Annotated in this window: 19 protein-coding genes; 13 read left to right on the top strand and 6 right to left on the bottom strand. The window is 72.9% G+C overall.

Annotated features, from left to right (window positions below; translation table 11 throughout):
* Positions 1-3 precede the first annotated feature (3 nt).
* Positions 4-1,074: an AAA family ATPase gene (locus O7610_RS10855; protein ID WP_281550613.1), complete on the bottom strand. Its 1,071-nt coding sequence runs from the start codon at positions 1,072-1,074 to the stop codon at positions 4-6.
* Between the two features lie 443 nt (positions 1,075-1,517).
* On the opposite strand from O7610_RS10855, the gene O7610_RS10850 reads away from it, so the two are divergent.
* The 8 genes from O7610_RS10850 to leuS all read left to right on the top strand — a co-directional run bounded on the left by O7610_RS10850 (position 1,518) and on the right by leuS (position 11,393).
* Positions 1,518-2,180, top strand: a complete 663-nt coding sequence (locus O7610_RS10850) for a universal stress protein (protein WP_281550612.1) — start codon at positions 1,518-1,520, stop codon at positions 2,178-2,180.
* A gap of 75 nt (positions 2,181-2,255) precedes the next feature.
* Complete coding sequence (gene mbhE / locus O7610_RS10845; RefSeq protein ID WP_502959084.1) at positions 2,256-5,090, top strand: hydrogen gas-evolving membrane-bound hydrogenase subunit E; 2,835 nt, start codon at positions 2,256-2,258, stop codon at positions 5,088-5,090.
* Positions 5,087-5,578 carry a sodium:proton antiporter gene (locus O7610_RS30850; RefSeq protein WP_281550611.1) on the top strand — a complete coding sequence of 164 codons (492 nt, stop codon included), beginning with the start codon at positions 5,087-5,089 and terminating at the stop codon, positions 5,576-5,578. Before mbhE ends, O7610_RS30850 begins: the two co-directional genes overlap by 4 nt.
* Positions 5,575-7,128: a monovalent cation/H+ antiporter subunit D family protein gene (locus tag O7610_RS10835; RefSeq protein WP_289213179.1), complete on the top strand. Its 1,554-nt coding sequence runs from the start codon at positions 5,575-5,577 to the stop codon at positions 7,126-7,128. The genes O7610_RS30850 and O7610_RS10835 overlap by 4 nt, the downstream gene beginning before the upstream one ends.
* A 113-nt stretch (positions 7,129-7,241) precedes the next feature.
* Positions 7,242-7,655 carry a Na+/H+ antiporter subunit E gene (locus O7610_RS10830; protein WP_289213600.1) on the top strand — a complete coding sequence of 138 codons (414 nt, stop codon included), beginning with the start codon at positions 7,242-7,244 and terminating at the stop codon, positions 7,653-7,655.
* Between the two features lie 38 nt (positions 7,656-7,693).
* The gene (locus O7610_RS10825) at positions 7,694-7,909 is read left to right on the top strand and encodes an MrpF/PhaF family protein (RefSeq protein WP_370461544.1); all 216 of its coding nucleotides are present in this window, start codon (positions 7,694-7,696) and stop codon (positions 7,907-7,909) included.
* Entirely contained in the window at positions 7,906-8,316 is a 411-nt protein-coding gene (mnhG, locus tag O7610_RS10820) for a monovalent cation/H(+) antiporter subunit G (RefSeq protein ID WP_281550609.1), read from the top strand. The genes O7610_RS10825 and mnhG overlap by 4 nt, the downstream gene beginning before the upstream one ends.
* 236 nt (positions 8,317-8,552) lie before the next feature.
* On the top strand, positions 8,553-11,393 hold the full coding sequence (leuS, locus tag O7610_RS10815; RefSeq protein ID WP_289213178.1) for a leucine--tRNA ligase: 2,841 nt from the start codon (positions 8,553-8,555) through the stop codon (positions 11,391-11,393).
* A 60-nt stretch (positions 11,394-11,453) separates the two neighbouring features.
* Here the strand turns inward: leuS and O7610_RS10810 are convergent, their stop codons facing one another.
* Entirely contained in the window at positions 11,454-11,876 is a 423-nt protein-coding gene (locus tag O7610_RS10810; protein WP_289213177.1) for a winged helix-turn-helix transcriptional regulator, read from the bottom strand.
* Between the two features lie 80 nt (positions 11,877-11,956).
* Here O7610_RS10810 and O7610_RS10805 point away from each other — a divergent pair, with 80 nt between their 5' ends.
* Positions 11,957-12,784 (top strand): Rossmann-fold NAD(P)-binding domain-containing protein, encoded by an 828-nt coding sequence (locus tag O7610_RS10805; protein WP_281550606.1) that lies wholly within the window; start codon positions 11,957-11,959, stop codon positions 12,782-12,784.
* Here O7610_RS10805 and O7610_RS10800 read toward each other — a convergent pair.
* From O7610_RS10800 to O7610_RS10785, 4 genes are all read right to left on the bottom strand, one after another.
* A complete protein-coding gene (locus O7610_RS10800; RefSeq protein ID WP_289213176.1) occupies positions 12,768-13,565 on the bottom strand; it encodes a TVP38/TMEM64 family protein in 798 nt (265 codons plus the stop codon). The two genes, O7610_RS10805 and O7610_RS10800, sit on opposite strands and share 17 nt — an antisense overlap.
* A complete protein-coding gene (locus tag O7610_RS10795) occupies positions 13,562-14,260 on the bottom strand; it encodes a type 1 glutamine amidotransferase (protein WP_475054844.1) in 699 nt (232 codons plus the stop codon). The genes O7610_RS10800 and O7610_RS10795 overlap by 4 nt, the downstream gene beginning before the upstream one ends.
* A 40-nt stretch (positions 14,261-14,300) precedes the next feature.
* On the bottom strand, positions 14,301-15,521 hold the full coding sequence (locus O7610_RS10790; protein ID WP_281555629.1) for a Mur ligase family protein: 1,221 nt from the start codon (positions 15,519-15,521) through the stop codon (positions 14,301-14,303).
* 93 nt (positions 15,522-15,614) lie between these two features.
* Positions 15,615-16,025, bottom strand: a complete 411-nt coding sequence (locus tag O7610_RS10785) for a hypothetical protein (RefSeq protein ID WP_289213175.1) — start codon at positions 16,023-16,025, stop codon at positions 15,615-15,617.
* Positions 16,026-16,038: 13 nt separating this feature from the next.
* Here O7610_RS10785 and O7610_RS10780 point away from each other — a divergent pair, with 13 nt between their 5' ends.
* The 4 genes from O7610_RS10780 (at position 16,039) to ftsL (ending at position 20,986) form a co-directional block, all read left to right on the top strand.
* A complete protein-coding gene (locus O7610_RS10780; RefSeq protein WP_281550603.1) occupies positions 16,039-18,195 on the top strand; it encodes a DEAD/DEAH box helicase in 2,157 nt (718 codons plus the stop codon).
* A 349-nt stretch (positions 18,196-18,544) separates the two neighbouring features.
* Entirely contained in the window at positions 18,545-18,976 is a 432-nt protein-coding gene (gene mraZ, locus O7610_RS10775; RefSeq protein ID WP_123602607.1) for a division/cell wall cluster transcriptional repressor MraZ, read from the top strand.
* A 265-nt stretch (positions 18,977-19,241) separates the two neighbouring features.
* Positions 19,242-20,396 (top strand): 16S rRNA (cytosine(1402)-N(4))-methyltransferase RsmH, encoded by a 1,155-nt coding sequence (gene rsmH / locus O7610_RS10770; RefSeq protein ID WP_475054840.1) that lies wholly within the window; start codon positions 19,242-19,244, stop codon positions 20,394-20,396.
* A gap of 11 nt (positions 20,397-20,407) precedes the next feature.
* A complete protein-coding gene (gene ftsL / locus O7610_RS10765; protein ID WP_281550602.1) occupies positions 20,408-20,986 on the top strand; it encodes a cell division protein FtsL in 579 nt (192 codons plus the stop codon).

Genomic DNA, 20,986 nt, shown 5'->3' with positions numbered 1-20,986 from the left:
CGGTCACCGGCCTCGCGGCTCGAAGGGGACGGCCATCGGGGCGTCGGCCGGGCCGAACTGGCTGCCGTCGTACGCCGGGGCGGCCGGCCGTTGCCGCTCGTGGGGCAACGGCATCCGGTGCACCAGCTCGGCGATGATCGCGTCGGTGGTCCGTCGGGCCAGCTGTGCCTCGGCGGTCGGGATCAGCCGGTGGGCCAGCACCGGAACGGCGAGCGCCTGCAGGTCGTCCGGGAGCACGTAGTCGCGGCCCTCCAGCGCGGCGACCGCGCGGGCGGTACGCAGCAGCTGCAGGGTCGACCGGGGCGACGCACCGAGTCGCAGCTCCGGGGACTCCCGGGTGGCGGTGACCAGGTCCACCGCGTACTGCTTGACCGGGTCGGCGACGTGCACCTCCCGGACGGTGGCGATCAGCCGCCGCACCCCCGCCGCGTCGGAGACCGGCTGCAGCTGGTGCACCGGGTCTGCCGCGCCGTGCCCGTCGAGCATCGCCAGCTCGGCGCTCGGGTCGGGGTAGCCCATCGCGATCCGGGCGGTGAACCGGTCCCGCTGCGCCTCCGGCAGCGGGTAGGTGCCCTCCATCTCGATCGGGTTCTGGGTGGCGATCACCATGAACGGCGTCCGCAGCTCGTAGGTGGTGCCGTCGACGGTGACCTGCCGCTCCTCCATGCATTCGAGCAGCGCGGCCTGGGTCTTCGGCGACGCCCGGTTGATCTCGTCGCCGACCACCAGGTTGGCGAAGACCGCGCCCGGCTTGAACTCGAAGTCGTGGTTGTCCTGGTTGTAGACGCTGACTCCGGTCACGTCGCTGGGCAGCAGGTCCGGGGTGAACTGGATCCGGCGTACGGAGCAGTCGATCGACCTGGCCAGCGTCTTGGCGAGTTTGGTCTTGCCGACTCCGGGAACGTCCTCGATCAGCAGGTGCCCCTCCGCGAGCAGGACGGCGAGTGCCAGCCGAACCGTGGCGGTTTTGCCCTCGATGACCTGCTCTATGTTGGCCACGATGGCGTCGGACACGGCGCGGAACTCGTCATGGGGCATCGGAGCACCCAGATCGTCCCAGCTGTCTTGGGTCACGATCCTCCTCCTCGTCGTACGGCGTCACGCGGGTCGGCCCGGCCGCCCGCCGTCGGTCACGTGGGGGACCGTCGTCTCCCGCCGCAGGGACCCCACATGCCTCTCAGGCTATCCATCTTTCGCGCGTCCGCCATCCACGGGATGGCGTGGTCTGCTCACCCGCCCATGCTCACCGTGGGCAACCCGGTCGTAGACGGACGGTCCGGGAGCCGCGCGGGAGCGGGCAGGGCGGCACCCGCTCCCCACCGGGAGTACGGGCCGGTGACCGGTCCGGTTCAAGCGCCCGCCCGGACCGCGCCCCGCCCCGACCGACACCACCCGCCGGGGTGAACCCGCCGGGCGGCCGGGTAGGACCGGCGTTTCCCGGGTAGTCGGCGACACCAGCGGTGACCAGGTCAGATGGTCGGGCGGGTCGACCGGTACGTGCAACCGGAGGGAGCTGGATGTCCACAGCCGGCTACATCGTGACCGTCGTCGCCGTCTGGGTGCTCTCCGGGATCGTAGCGGTGGCGGTGTTCATCGCCCGGCACGGCCAACGCGCCTGGTACTGGTATCCGTTGGGCGCCGTGCTCGGACTGCTCTTCGTCCCGATCGCGGTGGAGCGCGGATCGCGACCGACGGGGCGGTTGGAAACCCGCCCGGCACCGCCCGACACCGGGCCGAGCGCACCCGGCACGGGGCCCCGGGTGTTGGTCGGCCTGGACGGCTCCGCCGACTCCGAACACGCCCTGCGTACGGCGCACCGGGTGCTCGCCGGTCGGGTCGGCGAGCTGATCCTGACCACCGTGGTCGACGTCGCCGCCGTCGAGCGGGGCGAACGCACCGCCGAAGAAGTCGACCAGCTGGACCGGGCACGGGAACTGCTCACCGACCGGGCGGCCCGACTGCGCCACGCCGTCGGGCAGCCGCTGCCGAGCAGCATCGAGATCGTCACCGGCCGGCCCGCCCGGGCCCTGCTGGACGTCGCTCAGGCGCGCGACGTGGACATGATCGTGGTCGGGCGGCGGGGCCGTGGACTGTCCAACCGGCTGCTCGGCAGCGTCGCCGACCAGGTGGTCCGGGATGCCACCCGGCCGGTGCTGCTGGCCGCCAGCGAGGACGGTTGAGGTGCGCCCGACGACCGCCGGCCGGTGCCGGGCCGGTCCGTACCCCTGGGTCACCGCCGCACCGAGGGGTGCCCGTTGACGATGGTCGCGGTGCTGGCCCTGCTGACCGGGCTCGCCGCCGCCGTACCACTGCTCACCCGATCGCTCGGCCGCGACACCGGCTACCCGCTCGCGGTCGGCTACCTGTTGGGTTGCGGGCTGCTCGCCTCCCGGCTGCCGGTGGTGCTGGACAACGGCGCGGTCGCGGTCTCGGCGCGCTGGCTGCCGTCGCTGGACATCGCGTTCGCGCTGCGGCTCGACGGCCTGGCGATGGTCTTCGGGCTGCTGGTGCTCGGGGTCGGCGCGCTGATCATGATGTACTGCCCGCGCTACCTCGCCCCGCACCGCCCGTGCGCCGCGCTCTACACGCTGCTGACCCTGTTCACCGTGGCGATGCTCGGCCTGGTCTTCGCCGCCGACACGGTACTGCTGTTCCTGTTCTGGGAGCTGACCACGATCTGCTCGTTCTTCCTGATCGGCCAGGCCAGTCCGGCGGCGGCCCGCCCCGCCACCCGGGCGTTGCTGGTCACCGCCGGTGGCGGCCTGGCGCTGCTGGCGGCGGTCGTGGTGATGACGGTCCAGCTGGGCACCAGCGACCTGACCACCATCCTGGCCTACCCCGACCGGCTGCTCGGCTCGCCGGTCGCCTGGGTGGTCGGCGGGCTGCTGATCGTCGCGGCGTTCACCAAGTCCGCGCAGTTCCCGTTCCACTTCTGGCTGCCCAGCGCGATGGTGGCGATCACCCCGGTCAGCGCCTACCTGCACGCCGCGACGATGGTCAAGGCCGGGATCTACTTGCTGATCCGGTTCTCGCCGATCTACGCCGACCAGGCCGCCTGGACCATCGTGCTGGTCCTCGGCGGGCTCGGCACCGCGTTGGCGGGTGCGTTCCTCGCGCTGCGCCAGCACGACCTGAAGGCCATGCTGGCGTACTCGACGGTCAGCCAGCTCGGGCTGCTGGTCGGGGTGATCGGGGTCGGCACCCCGGCGGCGCTGGCCGCTGCGGTGCTGCACACCGTCGCTCACGCGCTGTTCAAGGCCACCCTGTTCATGCTCGTCGGCATCATCGACCGGGAGGCCGGCAGCCGGGACATCCGACAGCTCTCCGGCCTGCGCCACGTGATGCCGGTGACCGCCACCCTGACCGGCCTGGCCGCGATGTCGATGGCCGGCCTGCCACCACTGCTCGGGTTCGTCAGCAAGGAGGCGATCTTCGACGCGTTGATCAAGACCGGGGTCGATCCGTGGCTCAGCCCGTCGGCCGAGGTGCTGGCCGTTTCGGCGTCCGCCCTCACCTTCGCGTACGGCGCCCGGATCGTCTACGAGACCTTCGCCGGACCGCCGCGACAGCCGGAGCTGTACGAGCCGGCGTTGGCGTTTCTGACCCCGGCGGCGATCGCCGCGCTGCTGAGCCTGCTGCTCGGCCCGGCGGCCGCGCTGCTCGGCCCGTTGATCGACCAGGCGACCGAGGACGCGTCCCCCGGCGGCGATCCGCCGTACGTGGCGTTCTGGCACGGCTTCACCCCGGCGCTGGCGCTGTCGGCGCTCACCGTGCTGTCGGGGATGGCCCTGTTCGCCGCCCGTGGACGGGTCGACCGGCTGGTGCAGTCGGTGCGGCTGCCGCCGGCCGGGGCGGTCACCTTCGACCGCTGCTACGGCGCGCTGCTGAGACTGGGCGGGATCGTCGGCCGGCCGACCCGCTACGACTCGCCGGCCGCCCACCTGTTCCGGCCGGTGCTGCTGCTGGTGCTGATCGGGGCGGCCGGCAGCGCCGCGCTGGGGTCGATGCCGTCCTGGCCGGCCGCTGGCGCGGCGGCCGGCGACTGGCCGCTGCTGGTGCTGCTCGCGGTGGCCCTGGCCGGGATCGTGCTGGCCAGGTCGGCGCTCGCGGCGGTCGGGCTGCTGAGCCTGGTCGGCCTGATGGTCGCCACCTGGTTTCTGCTCGCCGGCGCGCCGGACGTGGCGTTGACCCTGATGCTCGTCGAGGTACTGACCGCAGTCGTCGCGATGCTCGTCCTGCGCCGGCTGCCGGCTCGGCTGCCGGGCGCCGACCGTCAGCCGGTCAGCTTCTTCGCCGCCGCCCTCGCGGTCGCCGCCGGTGCCGTCGCGGTGGCCGCGACGGTCGGGCTGACCGGTCGTCGTGACCTGTCCGCCCCGGCGGGTTACTTCCTGCGGACTGCGGAACCGGCGACCGGCGGCGGCAACGTGGTCAACGTGATCCTGGTCGAGTTCCGGGCGTTCGACACCCTCGGTGAGGCGACCGTCCTTGTCGCCGTGGCACTCGGGCTGGTCGGGCTGTTCCGGACCACCGGACGCGACGTCGCCGGTGGGCCCGACGTCGCCGGCGGGCCCGGCGTCGCCGGTGGGCCTGGCGGCACCGCCGGGCGCGGCCGCACCGGATCCGGCCCGGCCGAGCCGGATCCGGTGCTCCGGTTCGCGTACCGACTGCTCACCCCGGTGATGCTGGTGGTCTCGGCGTGGCTGTTCCTGCGCGGCCACGACGAGCCCGGCGGCGGCTTCGTCGCCGCGCTGGTGGCCGGGATCGCGGCCGGGCTCGGTCAGCTGGCGTACGCCGGACGCCCACCGACGGCGGCCGGCCGGCTGCGGCCCGGGCCGCTGCTCGCCGCTGGGCTGCTGACCTGTCTCGGGATCGGTCTGTCCGCGCTGCTGGCCGGTGAGCCGTTCCTGACGCCGTCGCCCGGGCTGAAACTGTCGGTGCTCGGCTTCGCGGTGTCGCCGGTGACCTTCTTCGACCTCGGCGTCTATCTGATGGTGCTGGGCCTGATCACGGCGTCGGTACGGCGGCTCGGCACGGCGGAACCGTCCGACGGGGCGGTTCCGTCCGACGGGGCGGGGGTGCGGGCACCATGACCGTCGCGTTGGTGATCGGCCTGCTCACTGCGGCCGGCGTCTACCTCATCCTGCACCGCGGCCTGATCCGGGTCGTCATCGGCTTCGTCCTGCTCGGCCACGCCGTCAACATCCTGCTGCTCGCCTCGGGCGGTCTGTGGCGCCGGCAGCCGCCGTTCGGCGACGTCGACCCGGCGGCGACGGCCGATCCGCTGCCTCAGGCCTTCGCGCTCACCGCCATCGTGATCACATTCGGCATCACGATCTTCCTGCTCGCGCTCGCGGTGGTCGACCGGCCACGACCAGGCCGACCCGACCTGGAGCTGGGCGAGGCCGGCCCGCAGGACAAGGTCGATCCGGACAGCGCGGCGGGCCAGGACATCGCAGCGGGCCCGGAGCCGGAAGCTGGCCCGGAGCCGGTGCTGACCGAGCCCCGGTCGATGTCCGACCAGGTCGCCGAACACGGTCGGACGGTGGCCGGCGGCGACACCGGGGAGCTGCCCCGATGAATGCGCCGCTGCCGCTGGTCGGTCCGATCGTGCTGCCACTGGTCGTGGCCGGGCTGCTGCTGGCCGTACCGCGTCGGTTGACGCTGCACCGGATCGGCTGGCTGGGCACGGGCGTGGCAGTGCTCGCCCAGGGCGGAATGCTGCTGGCCGCGACCCGCCGTGGTGAGGTGCTGACCGAGCGGATCGGTGGCTGGCCGGCAGGCTTCGCGATCACCCTGGCGGCGGACACCTTCAGCGCGCTGATGGTCACGGTCGTGGCGCTGGTCGTGCTGCTGTGCGGGGTCTTCGCCATCGGTTCCGGTGACGACCGGCGACCGTATCTGGTCCCGCTGGCGCTGATGACCAGCGCCGGCGCGTTCGGGGCGTTCCTGACCGCCGACCTGTTCAACCTGTTCGTGCTGATCGAGGTCATGCTGGTGCCGTCGTACGTACTGCTGACCGCCGGCGCCGGCCGGGAGCGGACAGTGGCCGGGCGGATCTACGTGACCGTCAACCTGCTCGCCTCCACGATCCTGCTGGCCGGGGTGGGGCTGGTCTACGCCGTCGCCGGCACCGTCGATCTCGGCGAACTGGCCGGGTCGGCCAGCCGCGACGGCGCGCTGGCCCTGGCCGGCACAGTGGTGCTGCTCGCCCTGGCGGTGAAGGCCGCGGTGGTGCCGCTGCACGGCTGGCTGCCCCGCAGCTACCCGTACGCGCCACCGGTGGTCACCGCGTTGTTCTCCGGCGTCCTCACCAAGGTCGGTGGGTATGCGATCGTCCGGATCGTGGCGGTGGTCTATGACGGCGCGGTCGACTACCGGTGGGTGATCGGGCTGGCCGCCGCCGTGACCATGGTGATCGGCGTCCTCGGGGCGCTCGGCGAGACCACGATGCGTTCGGTGCTCGCGTTCCACATGGTCAGCCAGATCGGCTACCTGCTGATCGGGCTGGCGGTGTTCAACCCGGCCGCGCTCACTGCGGCGATCTTCTTCCTGGTGCAGTACATCCTGGTCAAGGCGGCGTTGTTCCTCTGCGCCGGGGCGGTGGTGGTCGGCTACGGCACCGATAAGCTGGACCGGCTCGGCGGGCTGGCCACGGTGCACCGGCTGCTCGCCCTGGCCTTCATAGGTGCGGGGCTGTCGCTGGCCGGGATGCCGCCGTTTTCCGGGTTCCTGGCCAAGTTCCTGCTGCTGCGGGCAGCGGTCGCCAACGGCGACTATCTGCTGTTCGCCGTCGCGGTGCTGGTCAGCCTCGGCACACTCATCTCGATGATCAAGATTTGGGATCTGGCGTTCTGGGGTGAACCCACGCCCGCACCGGTGGACCATGGTGGCCGCCCGTCGGCCTCCGTGAACCCGGCCGGCCAACCTTCGGTGTCCGCGAACTCGGCCGCCCGTACCGACGACGTGCCGCCGCGGATGACCACCTGGCTGACCGGGCCGGCGGTGCTGCTCGCGGCCCTCACCCTGCTGCTGGGTCCGGCCGCGCAGCCTTTGCTCGGCCTGGCGGCGACCGCCGCCGACGGACTGATCGACCCGAGCGCCTATGTGGAGGCGGTGACCGGACGTTGACCAGACGAACGCGACGGACCGAAAAGACCCGAACCGGCCCGGTGGAAGCCCGTACCGGCCGGGGAGCCGGCGGCGGCCGGGCCGGCAGGCCGCGCCGGGGGCCGGACCGGACGCTGCTGCACTGGCCGGTCCGGACGCTGCGCCGGGCCGGGCGGGTGCTGAGCTTCGTCGGCTACTTCACCGGCCGCCTGGTGGTGGCGAACGTCGTCGTCGCCCGGGAGATCGTCACGCCGGGCAGCGGGCTGTCGCCGGGGATCGTCGAGTTCCCGCTGCGGACCCGGACCAGCACCGAGATGGTGCTGATGGCGCTGGCCGTCGGGCTGACCCCGGGCACGCTCACCGTGGCGGTCCGCCCGCAACCGCCGACCCTGTTCGTGCACGGCATGCACGCCGAGGACCCGCAGCGGTTCCGCGCCGAACTCGCCCGGCTGCAGGACCACCTGCTGCCCGCCGCCCGCCCGGTCGACCGGGACGACCCGGGGGACCGGGACGACCGGGCCGACCAGCCGGAGGGAGCCGACCGGTGACCGGACTCGACCTCGTCCTCGCCGTCCTGGCCCTGGCGATGGCGGCGGCGATCATCCGCCTGGTGATCGGCCCGACCGACGCCGACCGCGCCGCCGCCGTCGACTTCGGCTTCTTCGTCTTCATCGCCGGGGTCGCCGTCCTCGCCGCCCGGCTGCGGATCGCCGAACTGCTCGACATCGTGCTGACCGCGACCCTGGTCGGGTTCCTCGCCACGGTCGCGCTCGCCCGCCTGGTGCATCGGAGGAGCCGGTGAACGGCTGGAACGTGCTCGCCGGGGTGCTGCTCGGCGCGGGCACCCTGCTGATCGGGATCACCGGGCTCGGCATGCTACGGCTGCCCGACGTCTACAACCGGATGAACGCGGTGGCGAAGGCGGCCAGCCTGGGTCTGGTGCTCATCCTGCTCGGCGCGCTGACCCTGCTGCCCAGCCCACGGACCGCGGTGGTGGTGACCCTGGCCGTACTGCTGCAGGTGGTCACCGCGCCGGTCGGCGGGTACGCGCTGGCCCGGTCGGCCTACCTGTCCGGTGCGCCGATGAGCCCGCAGAGCAGGTTCGACGCCCTCGCCGAGCAGGGCGGGCCCCGGCCCGACGCGGGACAGGGAGACCGGTCACGGCCGGGCACCGTGCCGGAGGGACCGGGGGAGGCCGGCCGGTCGTAGCCGTCGCCGGAGCCGGCGGTGAGGGCGGTCCACCTGGTTCGCCGACCCGGAGTACACTGACGCCATGGCCGGCGCCTTCCTGCTCCTTCTCCGGCCGTGCTGACCCACCAGGCCGCCTGACCGGCGCAGCGGCCGTCCGGCGGCGGCAGCACGGCGACCCCTCCTGTGGAGGGGTTTTTTCATGCCCACGACCAATACACCACAGCCCACAACCGACCCTGAGGTGGCGACCGACGATGAGCGAGGCAGTCGAGACCGCGGCGGACACCCCACCGTTCCGGTACACCGCCGCGATGGCCGGCGAGATCGAGCGACGGTGGCAGCAGCGGTGGGAGCGTGACGGCACCTTCCACGCGCCCAACCCGGTCGGCCCGCTGGCCGACCCGGCCCACCCGCGCGCCGACGCCGAGAAGCTCTTCCTGCTGGACATGTTCCCGTACCCGTCCGGCGCGGGCCTGCACGTCGGCCACCCGCTGGGCTTCATCGGCACCGACTGCTACGGCCGCTACCAGCGGATGGCCGGCCGCAACGTGCTGCACGCGATGGGCTTCGACGCCTTCGGCCTGCCCGCCGAGCAGTACGCGGTGCAGACCGGCCAGCACCCGCGGACCACCACCGAGGCCAACATCGAACGTTACCGGGCCCAGCTGCGGATGCTGGGGCTGGCCCACGACGACCGGCGGTCGGTGGCCACCACCGACGTGGAGTTCTACCGCTGGACCCAGTGGATCTTCCTGCAGGTCTTCAACTCGTGGTACGACACCGAGGCCGGCAGGGCCCGGCCGGTCAGTGAGCTGATCGCCGCGTACGAGTCGGGTCGGCGCGCCACCCCGGACGGGCGCGCCTGGTCCGAGCTGACCGACCGGGAACGCCGCGAACTGGTCGACGCGCACCGGCTGGCGTACGTCTCCGAGGCGCCGGTCAACTGGTGCCCCGGTCTGGGCACCGTGCTGGCCAACGAGGAGGTCACCGCCGACGGCCGGTCCGAGCGCGGCAACTTCCCGGTCTTCAAGCGCAACCTGCGGCAGTGGATGATGCGGATCACCACCTACGCCGACCGGCTGCTGACCGACCTGGACCTGCTGGACTGGCCCGAGCCGATCAAGCTGATGCAGCGCAACTGGATCGGCCGGTCCACCGGCGCGCACATCGTCTTCCCGACCGACGCCGCGCCGATCGAGGTCTTCACCACCCGGCCGGACACCGTCTTCGGCGCCACCTACATGGTGCTGGCCCCGGAGCATGCCCTGGTCGACGAGCTGGTGCCGACCGCCTGGCCGGAGGGCACCCGGCCGGCGTGGACCGGCGGGCACGCCACCCCGGCCGAGGCGGTCGAGGCGTACCGCAAGCAGGCGGCCGGGCGCACCGACGCCGAACGGCAGGCCGAGACCCGCGACAAGTCCGGCGTCTTCGTCGGCGCGTACGCCACCAACCCGGTCAACGGCGCCCGGCTGCCGATCTTCATCGCCGACTACGTGCTGGCCGGCTACGGCACCGGGGCGATCATGGCGGTGCCGGCGCAGGACGAGCGGGACTGGGACTTCGCCGAGGTGTTCGACCTGCCGATCGTGCGGACCGTGACACCGCCGGCGGACTTCACCGGCAAGGCGTACACCGGTGACGGGCCGGCGATGAACAGCGACTTCCTGAACGGTCTGGGCGTGACCGAGGCCAAGGAACGGATCATCGCCTGGCTGGAGGCGGGCGGCCACGGCCGGGGCGCGGTCACCTACCGACTGCGGGACTGGCTGTTCAGCCGGCAGCGCTACTGGGGCGAGCCGTTCCCGATCGTCTACGACGAGACCGGACTGCCGATCCCGCTGCCGGAGGAGATGCTGCCGCTGGAGCTGCCCGAGATCGACGACTTTTCGCCGCGTACCTTCGACCCCGACGACGCCGCATCCGACCCGGAGACGCCGCTGTCGCGGGCCGCCGACTGGGTCGAGGTGGAGCTGGACCTGACCGGGGTGCCGGGTGCGCCGGCCGGCCGGCGGAGCTACCGCCGGGAGACCAACACGATGCCGCAGTGGGCCGGCTCCTGCTGGTACGAGCTGCGCTACGCCGACCCGGCCAACGCCGACGCCTTCGTGGACCCGGCCAACGAGCGGTACTGGATGGGACCGGCGTCGGCGACCGACTGCGGCGGTGTCGACCTGTACGTCGGCGGGGTCGAGCACGCCGTGCTGCACCTGCTGTACGCCCGGTTCTGGCACAAGGTGCTGTTCGATCTGGGGCACGTGTCCAGCGTCGAGCCGTTCCGCCGGCTGTTCAACCAGGGCTACATCCAGGCGTACGCGTACACCGACGCGCGCGGCGCGTACGTCGACGCGGCGGCGGTGACCGAGCGCGACGGCGGCTGGTTCCACGGCGAAACCGCGGTCAACCGCGAGTACGGCAAGATGGGTAAGAGCCTGCGCAACGTGGTCACCCCGGACGAGATGTGCGAGGCGTACGGCGCCGACACGTTCCGGGTGTACGAAATGTCGATGGGCCCGCTGGAGGTCTCCCGTCCCTGGGAGACCCGGGCGGTCGTCGGTTCGTACCGGTTCCTGCAGCGGGTGTGGCGGGCCCTGGTCGACGAGCACACCGGCGCGTCCCGGGTGACCGACGCGCCCGCCGCCGACGAGGTCCGCCGGCTGACGCACCGGATCGTCGACGGTGTCCGCGCCGACATGGACGGGCTGCGGTTCAACACGGCGATCGCGAAGCTGATCGAGCTGACCAACGCGCTGACCCGGCTGCCCGCGACGCCCCGGGAGGCGGCCGAGCCGCTGGTCCTGATGCTGGCGCCGTTCGCCCCGCACGTCGCCGAGGAACTGTGGCAGCGGCTCGGCCACACCGGTTCGCTGACCTACGCCGACTTCCCGTCGGCCGACCCGGCGCTGCTGCGGGCCGCGTCGGTGATCTACCCGGTGCAGGTGGCCGGCAAGGTGCGGGGCCGCGTCGAGGTGCCGGCCGAGGCCGCCGAGGACGAGGTACGGGCCGCCGCTTTGGCCGCCGTCGCCGAGCACCTGGCCGGCCGTACGCCGCGCAAGGTGATCGTGGTCCCGGGCCGGATGGTCAGCGTGGTCCCCTGAGGCCAGGGCTCCTGGTGCCGGCGGCCCGGCCCGCAGGGTCAGCTGCGGGCCGGCCCGGGTTCAGCCGGCCAGGTGATCGCCGGCGCGGTCGTCGTAGCGCTGGCGGGCGGCGGCGATCACCGGTCGGTGCGCGAGTGACCAGTCGGCCAGCGCCTTGACCAGGTGGGTCAGGCTGGCGCCGACGTCGGTCAGCCGGTAGTCGACCTGGGCGGGGACGGTCGGATAGACCGTACGGGTCACCAGCCCGTCCCGCTCCAGCCGGCGGACGGTGAGCGTGAGCATGCGCTGCGAGATGCCGTCGATCGACCGTTGCAGCTGGCGGAAGCGCCGGGGCCCGGCCGCCAACTCGACCACGACCAGGACCGACCACCGGTCGCCGAGCCGGTCCAGCACGTCGCGGATGCCGCAGTCGGGGTGCTCGGCGCGCCCACACGGCTCCAGCTGTGCGGCCGAGGTGGTTACCGCGGTGTGCGTGGGTGACATGAGAGTGCCTTCTTGTCGGTGCCGACAGGGGGACGGGACGATCGCCGCAGGAAGCTACGGCGAGCAGGAGGACGTCCTCAATGATCCTTGTCACGGGTGCCACCGGACACCTCGGCGCGGCCATCGTCGACCGGCTGGGCCGCACCGGGGCACCGGTCACCGGTGCCAGCCGGTCACCGCGCCCGGGTCTGCGGCACCTGGACTTCGACCGGCCGGCCGACCTCGATCTGCGCGGCGTCCGGACGCTGGTGCTGGTCTCCGCCGGCTACGCCGAGGACGACCAGGTCGTCGCCCGCCACCGGGCGGTCGTCGACGCCGCCGTCCGCGACGGGGTCGACCAGGTGGTGTACACGAGCCTGACCACGGCGGGCGACCATCTCGGCTTCGCGCTGGCACACCGGGTCACCGAACAGCTGCTGGCCGCCAGCGGCCTGGGCTGGACGGTACTGCGCAACGGGCTGTACGCCGAACTGTTCGGGGCGCTGCTCACCTGGGGCCCGCAGGGGCTGGAGTCCGCCTTCGGCACCGGGGCCCTGGCCGCGGTCGCCCGGGCCGACCTGGCCGAGGCCGCCGCGCTGGTCGCCGCCGCCGCGTCGGAGCATGCCGGCCGCCGCTACGACCTGGTCGGCCGGCCAGTGACCGCCGATGAGGTCGCGGCCCGGCTCGGCGTCGGACACCGCACCATCGGCCTGGGGGAGTACCGCGCCCGGCTGGCGGACACAGCGGGTCTGCTGCCGTTCCAACCGCCGATGCTGGTGTCGACCGCGAGCGCGGTGCGACACGGGCTGCTCGGTGCCGGCGGCGACGATCTCGTCCGGCTGCTCGGTCGCGACCCGGCCGATCCACTCGAGGTCGCGGCGGCCGTGGCGGCGTCGTCCCGGCCCGGTCCGGCTACGCCGAGGCGGTGACGTCGCCGTCGGACCCGGCCCGGTCCCGCGCCGGCGCGGTGACATCGTGGTCTGGGACGCGGGCGGCGGCGGCACTGGCGCGGACCGCGCGGCGCCAGCGCAGCAGCAGGACGACGGTGGCCGCCGCGCCCAGTCCGGCGGGCGCGGCGGCCAGCCAGTTGACCTCACCGGGGGCGACCACGGCCGCGCCGATCACCGCGTAGCCGACTGCGGTCGGCGCCGACGCCAGTACGCTGCCGATCAGGAACGGGGTCAGCCGGACCCCGGTGGTGCCGTAGCCGAGGCTGACCATCCCGAAGCCGCTGACCGGCAACAGCCGGACCGTCACCACGCCCAGCACGCTCTGAGTGGTGAACCACCGGTCCAGCTGGGCCAGCCGCAGCCGGACCCGACCGGTCCGGCTGGCCAGGCCGCCCGCCGGCGCCGCCGAGGTGCGGCTGGCGACGTACTCGCGGCCGAGCCAGCGGCCGACACCGAAGCCGATCAGCGCCGCCAGCGTCGCCGCTGCCAGGCTGTAGCCGGCCCCGGCCACCGGGCCGAACAGCGCACCCCAGGTCAGCGTGATGAAGGTCCGGGGCACCAGGACGGTCAGCAGCAGCGCGCCGCCCACCACGGCCAGCACCGGTGCGGCCAGGCCGAGCCGGTCCGGCAGGCCGGACAGGGCCGCCAGGTCGGGCCGGGGGATCAGCAGCACCAGCAGTCCGCAGCCGGCGATCAGCGCGAGCAGGGCCGCGAACCGGGCCACCGCCGGTTCGCGCAGCGCCTGCCACAGCCGCCTCATGCGCGGATCGCGGCCATCCGTTCGGCCCGCAGCCGGTCGGCCCACATGTCGTTGAGCGGCGGCAGACTGGCGGCACCGATCGCCCAGCGCAGCAGCAGGTCCGCCAGCGCCGGGTTGCGGGCCAGCGCCGGGCCGTGCGCGTAGGTGCCGAGGATGTTGCCCCGCCAGGCGCCCTCGCTGGTCCCGTCGTTGCCGACCCCGGCGGTGACCCGGGCCAGCGGCGAGACGCCGTTGCCGAGATGGGTGCGCCCGCCGTGGTTCTCGAAACCGCTCAGCGGCGGTACGCCGAGCCGCGGGTCGATGTCGCCGGCCAATTCGCCGACCGCCCGGCTCGGTCCCCGGTCGGACTGCAGGTCCAGTAGTTCCAGGCCGGTGCACTGGGTGCCCTTGGCGAAGAACGAGGTGCCCAGCAGCTGGTAGCCGGCGCAGACCGCGAAGATCACCGAACCCTGGTCGACGGCGCGGTGCAGCCCGGTGTCGGCCCGGAGCCGCTGGGCGGCCAGCGCCTGCGGGCCGTCCTCGCCGCCGCCGATCAGGTAGATATCCGCCGACTGCGGCACCGGCTGGTCGGAGCGGATTTCGGTGAGCTCCACCGGGATGCCGCGCTGCTGGGCCCGGCGGGCCAGGATCAGCAGGTTGCCCCGGTCGCCGTAGGTGGACAGCAGGTCAGGGTAGATCCAGACCAGGCGGAGCACGCTGGGCCCGCCGATCGACGGGCCGATGGCCGGGAACGACTCAGTTGACACGGTCCAGCTCCGCTCGGATGTCCTGGAATGCGGTGTAGTTCGCGATGACCTCCAGCCGGCCGGGCGGCACCGAGGAGATCGCCGCGTTGAGCGACGGGACGTGCAGGAACGGCACGTCGTTGACCTCCAGCCGGACGGCGAGGTCGAAGGCGCGGTCCCCGGTGATCAGCACCTGGCGACCGCGCAACGGCGAGAAGTCGACGTCGAACAGCCAGGAGGTGTCCAACCCGTCGGGGTCGCGGGCGTTGATCGACAGCAGCGTCGGCGCCTGTTCGGCCATGTCGAACGCTTCCAGCCAACTGGCCGGGTTCTTGGCCAGCAGCAGCCGGATGGTCCGCCCGTTGCGGACCACCTGCGCGTACCGGCCGGCCACCGAGGTGACCACCGCCAACCGGGACACCGCGGCCACCGGGCGTACGCCGAACTCGGCGGCCACCGCCAGCGCGGTGGCCGCGTTGCCGATGTTGACCTGGCCGGGCAGTTGCAGCGTCACCTTGTGCCAGGCGCCGGTCGGGTCGATGACGCCGTCCTCGTCGACCACCCACTCCGGTTCGGGCCGGCGCAGCGGGCAGCCGGCACACCACCACTGGTTGTCGGAGCGTTCGATCGCCGAACCGCACTCGGGGCAGACCCACGAGTCGTCGTGCCAGCGCTGCCCGGCACTGAACCAGGAGACCGAGCCGGCGGTAGCGGCCGCCCACACCACCATCGGGTCGTCGGCGTTGGCCACCACCTTGACCTCGGGATGCTCGGCCAGCGCCACCTGCCACAGCTGGGCCATCATGGCCACCTCCTTGGCCCGGTCCAGCTGGTCGCGGGAGAGGTTCAGCAGGGCGACCACCCGGGGACTGGTGGCCTCGAGCACCTGAGCCAGGTAGTGCTCGTCCACTTCGAGCACCGCGTACGGCGTGGTGCCCGCCTTGGCCAGCGCGGAGGTGTGCCCGGTCGGCATGTTCGCGCCGTACGAGTTCGTCGCGACCCGGCCGAGTACGCCGACCGCCGCCGCGGCGAGCCGGGTGGTGGTGGTCTTGCCGTTGGTGCCGGAGACCAGCGCGACGGACCGCCCGGCGGCGAGATGCGCCAGCAGCTCCGGATCGATCTTGAGGCCGATCCAACCGCCGATCACCGACCCGTCACCTCGCCCAGCGGCCCGCGACAGCGCCGCAGCGGTGCGGGACACCGAGCTTGCCACCTTCGCCCGCAAGGGCATCTTCGCGTCCGTCACGCGAGCGAGGTTACCGGACCGTGGTGGGCGTGGATCGCCGCACGGACGCGTTGGTACGGTCGACGACCGATGAGCAGCTCAATGGTCGCTACCGCGCTGCGGGCGTTGGCCGAGCTGGCACCCGCCGCACCAGAGCGGGCGTTGGACGTGACCCGCGGTGGCCAGCCGCTGCTCTGGCTCGCCGATCCGGACCGGCACCGGCGCGACGCCGCCACCGACCGGTTGGCCGCGGTCGACCTGTTGCACCGCGACGAGCGGATCCTGCGACGCGGCCTGGGTCTGGTCGTCGGCACCGTCGAACGGGACGGGGTCCGTCGCCGGGTCCGGCTGCCGTTGCTGTCCGAACCGGTCCGGTTGGAGCGTGCGCTGCGTGGTTACCGGGTGGTGTCGGCCGGTGAGTTGGAGCTGACCTCCCTGGTCACGGATCGCGCCGTGGCGGCGAACCTGGAATCGGTGCCGGGCCTGGGCCGGCTGGGACCTGACGGGCACCGCCCTGGCCGAGGTGTACCAGCCGACCGGCAGCGGCACAGCGGTGGCGGCCGGGTTGCCGGATACCGGGGCCGACGCTGCCGCGGTCGAGTCGCCGTTGCCGCTGACCGCCGCCCAGTCGGACGTGGTCCGTCGGGTCCGGCGGGAACGACTCACCGTCGTCTCGGGTCCGCCAGGCAACGGCAAGAGCCATGCGGTGGTGGCCGCCGCCCTGGACACGGTCGACCGGGGCGGCAGTGTCCTGGTGGTGACGCAGTCGCCGCACGCCGCCGACGTACTGGTTGATCTGCTGGCCCGTTACCGGGGGCCGACGCCGGTGCTGTTCGGCGACGCCGAACGAAGGGCGGAGGTCGCCGCTACTCTCGCCGCTGGTGCCGGTGCGGGTGTGCCGGCGGCGAGGGTGTACGCCGCCGAGGAGGCGGTGGCGGTGGCCCGTGACCGGGTCGACCGGGAGACCGGACTGATCCGGCTCGCACTGGAGACCGAGCAGTTGGCCGCCGCCGCTACCTCGTGGGAGCCTCTGCTCGGTGCGTTGACACTGAGCGCGCCGGGTGCGTTCGCACCCGGGACGGACCTCGCCGGTGCCGCGCGCAAGGTCCGGCTGGCGCGCGGCGCGGGCCGGAGCTGGCGGGCGCGGTGGCGGCGGTGGGCCGCCCGTCGCTGGCTGCGGCGTCGGCTCGGCGTCGCCGCCGACCTCGCGGGGAGCACCGACGGTGCTCTGGACCAGGTGGCCGCGGCGGTGGACGCGGCCCGGGCGGTGGCGGCCCGGGCCCGGCTCGCCGTGGCAGGCGGAACTGATCTGACGGTGCACTGGGACCGACTCGACCAGGCCGACCGGGAACTCGCCGAACACGTCGGGACCGCGATGCGCCACCGCGCCGGTAGCGAACGGCGGTGGGATTTGGCGGCCCGGCGCAACGCGGGGGCGCTGGCCAGCGCGTTGCGGGCCGGGCGCAACCGGCGCCGGGAGCTGCTGAGCGCCTTGGACGGTCCGGCGCTGGTCCGGGCATTGCCGTTGTGGATCGGCACGGTGACCGACGTGGCCGAACTGTTGCCGCCGGTGCCCGGTCTGTTCGACCTGGTCATCCTCGATGAGGCCTCGCACAGCGACCAGATCCGGGCAGCGCCGGCACTGGCCCGGGCCCGTCGGGCGCTGGTGGTCGGCGACCCGCGGCAGCTGCGGTTCGTCTCCTTCGTCGCGGACGTGGACGTGGCCGACACACTGGACCGCCACGGTCTGGACGACCGGCTCGACGTCCGTCGGGTCAGCGCCTTCGACCTCGCTGCCGCCAGCGCGGCGGTCACCTGGCTCGACGAGCACTTCCGCTGCGTACCGCAGCTGATCGAGTTTTCGGCCCGGCGGTTCTACGCCGACCGGTTCGCGGTCGCGACCCGCCACCCGGCGAACGAGTCGATCGACGTCATCGCGGTGCGGCAGGTGGTGTCGGCGGCCACCGTGGACGGGGTCAACCAGGCAGAGGTGACCGCCACCGTCGATGTGGTGCGGGAGCTCGCCGATTCCGGCCGGTCGCAGATCAGCGTCGTCACCCCGTTTCGCGCTCAGGCTGACGCGCTGGAGGCGGCGCTGGTCAAGGAGTTCCCGGTAGAGCGGATCGAAGAGCTGGGGCTGCGGGTCGGCACCGTACACGCGATCCAGGGCGGCGAGGCCGAGACGGTGGTGGCGTCGTTCGCGGTGACCGCCGCCGATCCACCGGCCCGGCTGCGTTTCCTCGCCGATCCGCACCTGTTCAACGTCCTGATCACCCGGGCGCGGCGGCAATTGGTGGTGGTGACCTCGCTGACGGCACCCGACGGCCTGGTGGGGCAGTTCCTGCAGTACGCGCGCCGGCCCCCGCCTGCGGTGCCGTCCGGGGGCGCGGTGGCCACGGTCGGGGTCAGCGGTTGGGTCGGGCAGCTCGGTGCCCGGCTGGCCGATCTCGACGGGCCGGTGCGGTTCGACTATCCGGTAGGGCGTTGGACGGTGGACATCTGTCTCGGTGTCGGCGCGCAGGCCGTGGGCCTCATCTGCGGGGTCCATCCGGACGGTCCACAGGCGCATCTGGCGCGGCAGCGGGCGCTGCGTCGGGCCGGCTGGACGTTGGTCGATGCCTTAGCCTCCCGTTGGAACGGTGATCCGGTACGGGCCGCTCTGGAGATCCTCGCGCGGTAGCCGGCGCAGGATCTCCACTTCCCTCCACCGTCTGCCCGCTGGCGAGCCCGCGATCGAGAGCGGACAGCCGTTGTAGCGCTGTAATGGGGCCCGTTTCACCCGATGTGTGCCTGGGATCGGTTGTGCCTGTCGGAAAGTGGACCTAGGGCGGGCCCTCGCCTCCTCCACTCGGCACCACCCCCGCTGACGTGCGGTTTTGTCGGTGAATCGGGCGTGTTTCGGTCGCGATTCCGGTTGCAGGTGGAGGGAAGTGGAGTAGAGTGGGGCGCGATGGCGGGGCCGGGAGGGCCCGCCGGCCCCGGGGGATGCGGCACCGCGAATGCCGTACAAGGGCAAGGGGGGTTGGGCCGTGTTTCTCGGCACCCATACTCCACGCCTGGACGAAAAGGGCCGGTTGATCCTTCCAGCCAAGTTTCGGGACGAGCTGGCGGGAGGTGTCGTGATTACCAAGGGGCAGGAACGCTGTCTGTACGTGTTCCCGACGCCGGAGTTCCAGCGGATCGCCGAGCAGTTGCGCGAGCAACCGATGACGCACAAGGCGGCGCGGGCCTACAGCCGGGTCTTCTTCGCCAGTGCCCATGACGAGGTGCCCGACAAGCAGGGCCGGGTGACGATCCCGGCGCATCTGCGGGAGTACGCCGGGCTCGGCCGCGACCTCGTGGTGATCGGGGCGAGCAGCCGGGTGGAGATCTGGGACAAGCAGGCATGGGAGACATACCTCTCCGATAGCGAGGACGACTTCGCGGACATCGAAGAGGGGGTGCTGCCCGGCGGACTGTAGGGCAACGGATGGTCGACCGCCCGGCGTCTCGTCGGGTGTCGGTGGCTGACGCGAGAGCCGCCGGTCGGCACCGGTCGTCCGACGTACTGCGAGATCTCCAGCCGCTCCCGCACCTGGCGCCACTTCCCCGGCGCCAGGCGCGTGTTTCGAGCACCGGCCCGGCGCGGACGGTGGGCGGGAGTAGAGCGGATGGGGATCTGGCGGTACGACGAGCGGCAACGCAGCAACCGGGCACGACACGGCAGGCAGGTCACTGGGGGTCGACATGGGGGAGCTTCGCGGTACGCACGTACCGGTGCTGCTCGAGCGGTGTCTCGAGCTGCTCGCCCCCGCGCTGGACCGCGGTGACCGGCCGACCGTGCATGTCGACGCGACCCTCGGCCTGGGTGGTCACGCCCATGCGGTGCTGGCGGCGTTCCCACTGGTCACCCTGGTAGGGCTGGACCGTGACCGGGAGGCGCTGGCCCATGCCCGGGCGAGGTTGGCCGGGTTCGCCGACCGGGTCCATCTGGTCCACGCGGTCTACGACGAGTTGCCCGAGGTCCTCGCCCAGCTCGAGCTGTCCGGGGTGGACAGCGTGTTGTTCGATCTGGGGGTGTCCTCGCTGCAGCTCGACGCGCCCGACCGCGGGTTCGCCTATTCCCGGGACGTCGCCCTGGACATGCGGATGGACCAGGGTCGGGGGACCACGGCCGCGGAGATCGTCAACGGGTACCCCCCGGGGGACCTGGTCCGGGTGCTGCGGGAGTACGGCGAGGAGCGGTTCGCCAGCCGGATCGTCTCGGCGATCGTGCGGGAGCGGCAGCGGCAGCCGATCACCTCGTCGACGCGATTGGCCGAGCTGGTCGAGTCGGCCGTGCCGGCGGCTACCCGAAGAACTGGGGGAAACCCCGCGAAAAGAACGTTTCAGGCGTTACGCATCGAGGTAAACGAGGAGCTGGCGGTGCTGCGCCGGGCGCTGCCGGCCGCGCTGGACGCATTGCACGTCGGCGGACGCATGGTGGTGCTGTCCTACCACTCGCTGGAGGACCGGATCACCAAGCAGACGTTGGCTGGCCGGGCGCGCAGCACCGCGCCGCTGGAGCTACCGGTCGAACTGCCGGGCACCGGCCCGACGCTGCGGCTGCTCGGCCGGGGTGCCGAGCAGGCCAGCGAGGCGGAGATCGCGGCCAACCCGCGGGCGGCGTCGGTGCGGCTGCGGGCGGCGGAGCAGATCGGACCGGTGGCGAAGCAGATCGGACAGGCGGCGGTGCGCAGTGCCGGCACCGCCGGGCGGGGAAAGGGTGGGGCCGCCCGCGAACGGCCCCACCCGGGGACAGCACCACATCGGCCCGGCGCGGCGGCGTCCGGGCCATCCACACCGGACGGGGTAGCCGGCCGGCGGAGACGTCACGATCGGGGTCGTGACGAGAAAGAGTAGGGGGAGGGGAGATGAACGTCGAGAAGCGCGACCGCTCGGGGCAGGTCGGTCAGCGCGGCGCCCGGGTGGGCGCACTGCGGTCGGGGGGCCGGACCGCGGCGCGGCGCAGCAACCCGTCAGGGGGCTACGCGACCCAGGGCAGCGCGGCGCTGCAGGAGCAGCCCACGACTCAGGACTCGGTCCGGGTCTGGGACAGCTCGGCGGAGCCGGCGCCGCCGCGACTGCGGGTCGCACCGCCGGCACCGGTGTCGGTGCCCCGGGCACCGTTCATCGCGATGATCCTGGTGGTCGTCGTCGGTGGGGTGCTCGGTGTGCTGCTGGTCAACACCAAGATCAACGAGAACGCGGTGCGGATCGGCACCCTGCAGCAGCAGCAGTCGAACCTGGATCTGCAGGAGCAGCAGCTGGAGAAGGAGATCGCGCAGTACGAGGCGCCGAACAACCTGGCCGCCCAGGCCCGCAAGCTCGGCCTGGTCGAGTCCGGTCCGCCGGCGTTCATCCGGCTGCCGGACGGACGGATCATCGGCGTACCGCAGCCGGCCACCGGTGAGCCGGCCATCACCAGCTCGCAGCAGGGGGCAGGGGAGTAG

The sequence above is a fragment of the Solwaraspora sp. WMMA2065 genome (genome assembly GCF_030345075.1).
In the GTDB taxonomy this organism is placed as follows: Bacteria; Actinomycetota; Actinomycetes; order Mycobacteriales; family Micromonosporaceae; genus Micromonospora_E.
This window is presented reverse-complemented; position numbering and strand designations above follow the sequence as displayed.

Coding starts and splice junctions, on each gene's coding strand:
- O7610_RS10850 (WP_281550612.1), top strand. CDS start 1,518: ATGTCCACAGCCGGCTACATCGTGACCGTCGTCGCCGTCTGGGTGCTC.
- O7610_RS30850 (WP_281550611.1), top strand. CDS start 5,087: ATGACCGTCGCGTTGGTGATCGGCCTGCTCACTGCGGCCGGCGTCTAC.
- O7610_RS10835 (WP_289213179.1), top strand. CDS start 5,575: ATGAATGCGCCGCTGCCGCTGGTCGGTCCGATCGTGCTGCCACTGGTC.
- O7610_RS10825 (WP_370461544.1), top strand. CDS start 7,694: ATGGCGGCGGCGATCATCCGCCTGGTGATCGGCCCGACCGACGCCGAC.
- leuS (WP_289213178.1), top strand. CDS start 8,553: ATGAGCGAGGCAGTCGAGACCGCGGCGGACACCCCACCGTTCCGGTAC.
- O7610_RS10810 (WP_289213177.1), bottom strand. CDS start 11,876: ATGTCACCCACGCACACCGCGGTAACCACCTCGGCCGCACAGCTGGAG.
- O7610_RS10805 (WP_281550606.1), top strand. CDS start 11,957: ATGATCCTTGTCACGGGTGCCACCGGACACCTCGGCGCGGCCATCGTC.
- O7610_RS10800 (WP_289213176.1), bottom strand. CDS start 13,565: ATGAGGCGGCTGTGGCAGGCGCTGCGCGAACCGGCGGTGGCCCGGTTC.
- O7610_RS10790 (WP_281555629.1), bottom strand. CDS start 15,521: ATGCCCTTGCGGGCGAAGGTGGCAAGCTCGGTGTCCCGCACCGCTGCG.
- rsmH (WP_475054840.1), top strand. CDS start 19,242: ATGGGGGAGCTTCGCGGTACGCACGTACCGGTGCTGCTCGAGCGGTGT.
- ftsL (WP_281550602.1), top strand. CDS start 20,408: ATGAACGTCGAGAAGCGCGACCGCTCGGGGCAGGTCGGTCAGCGCGGC.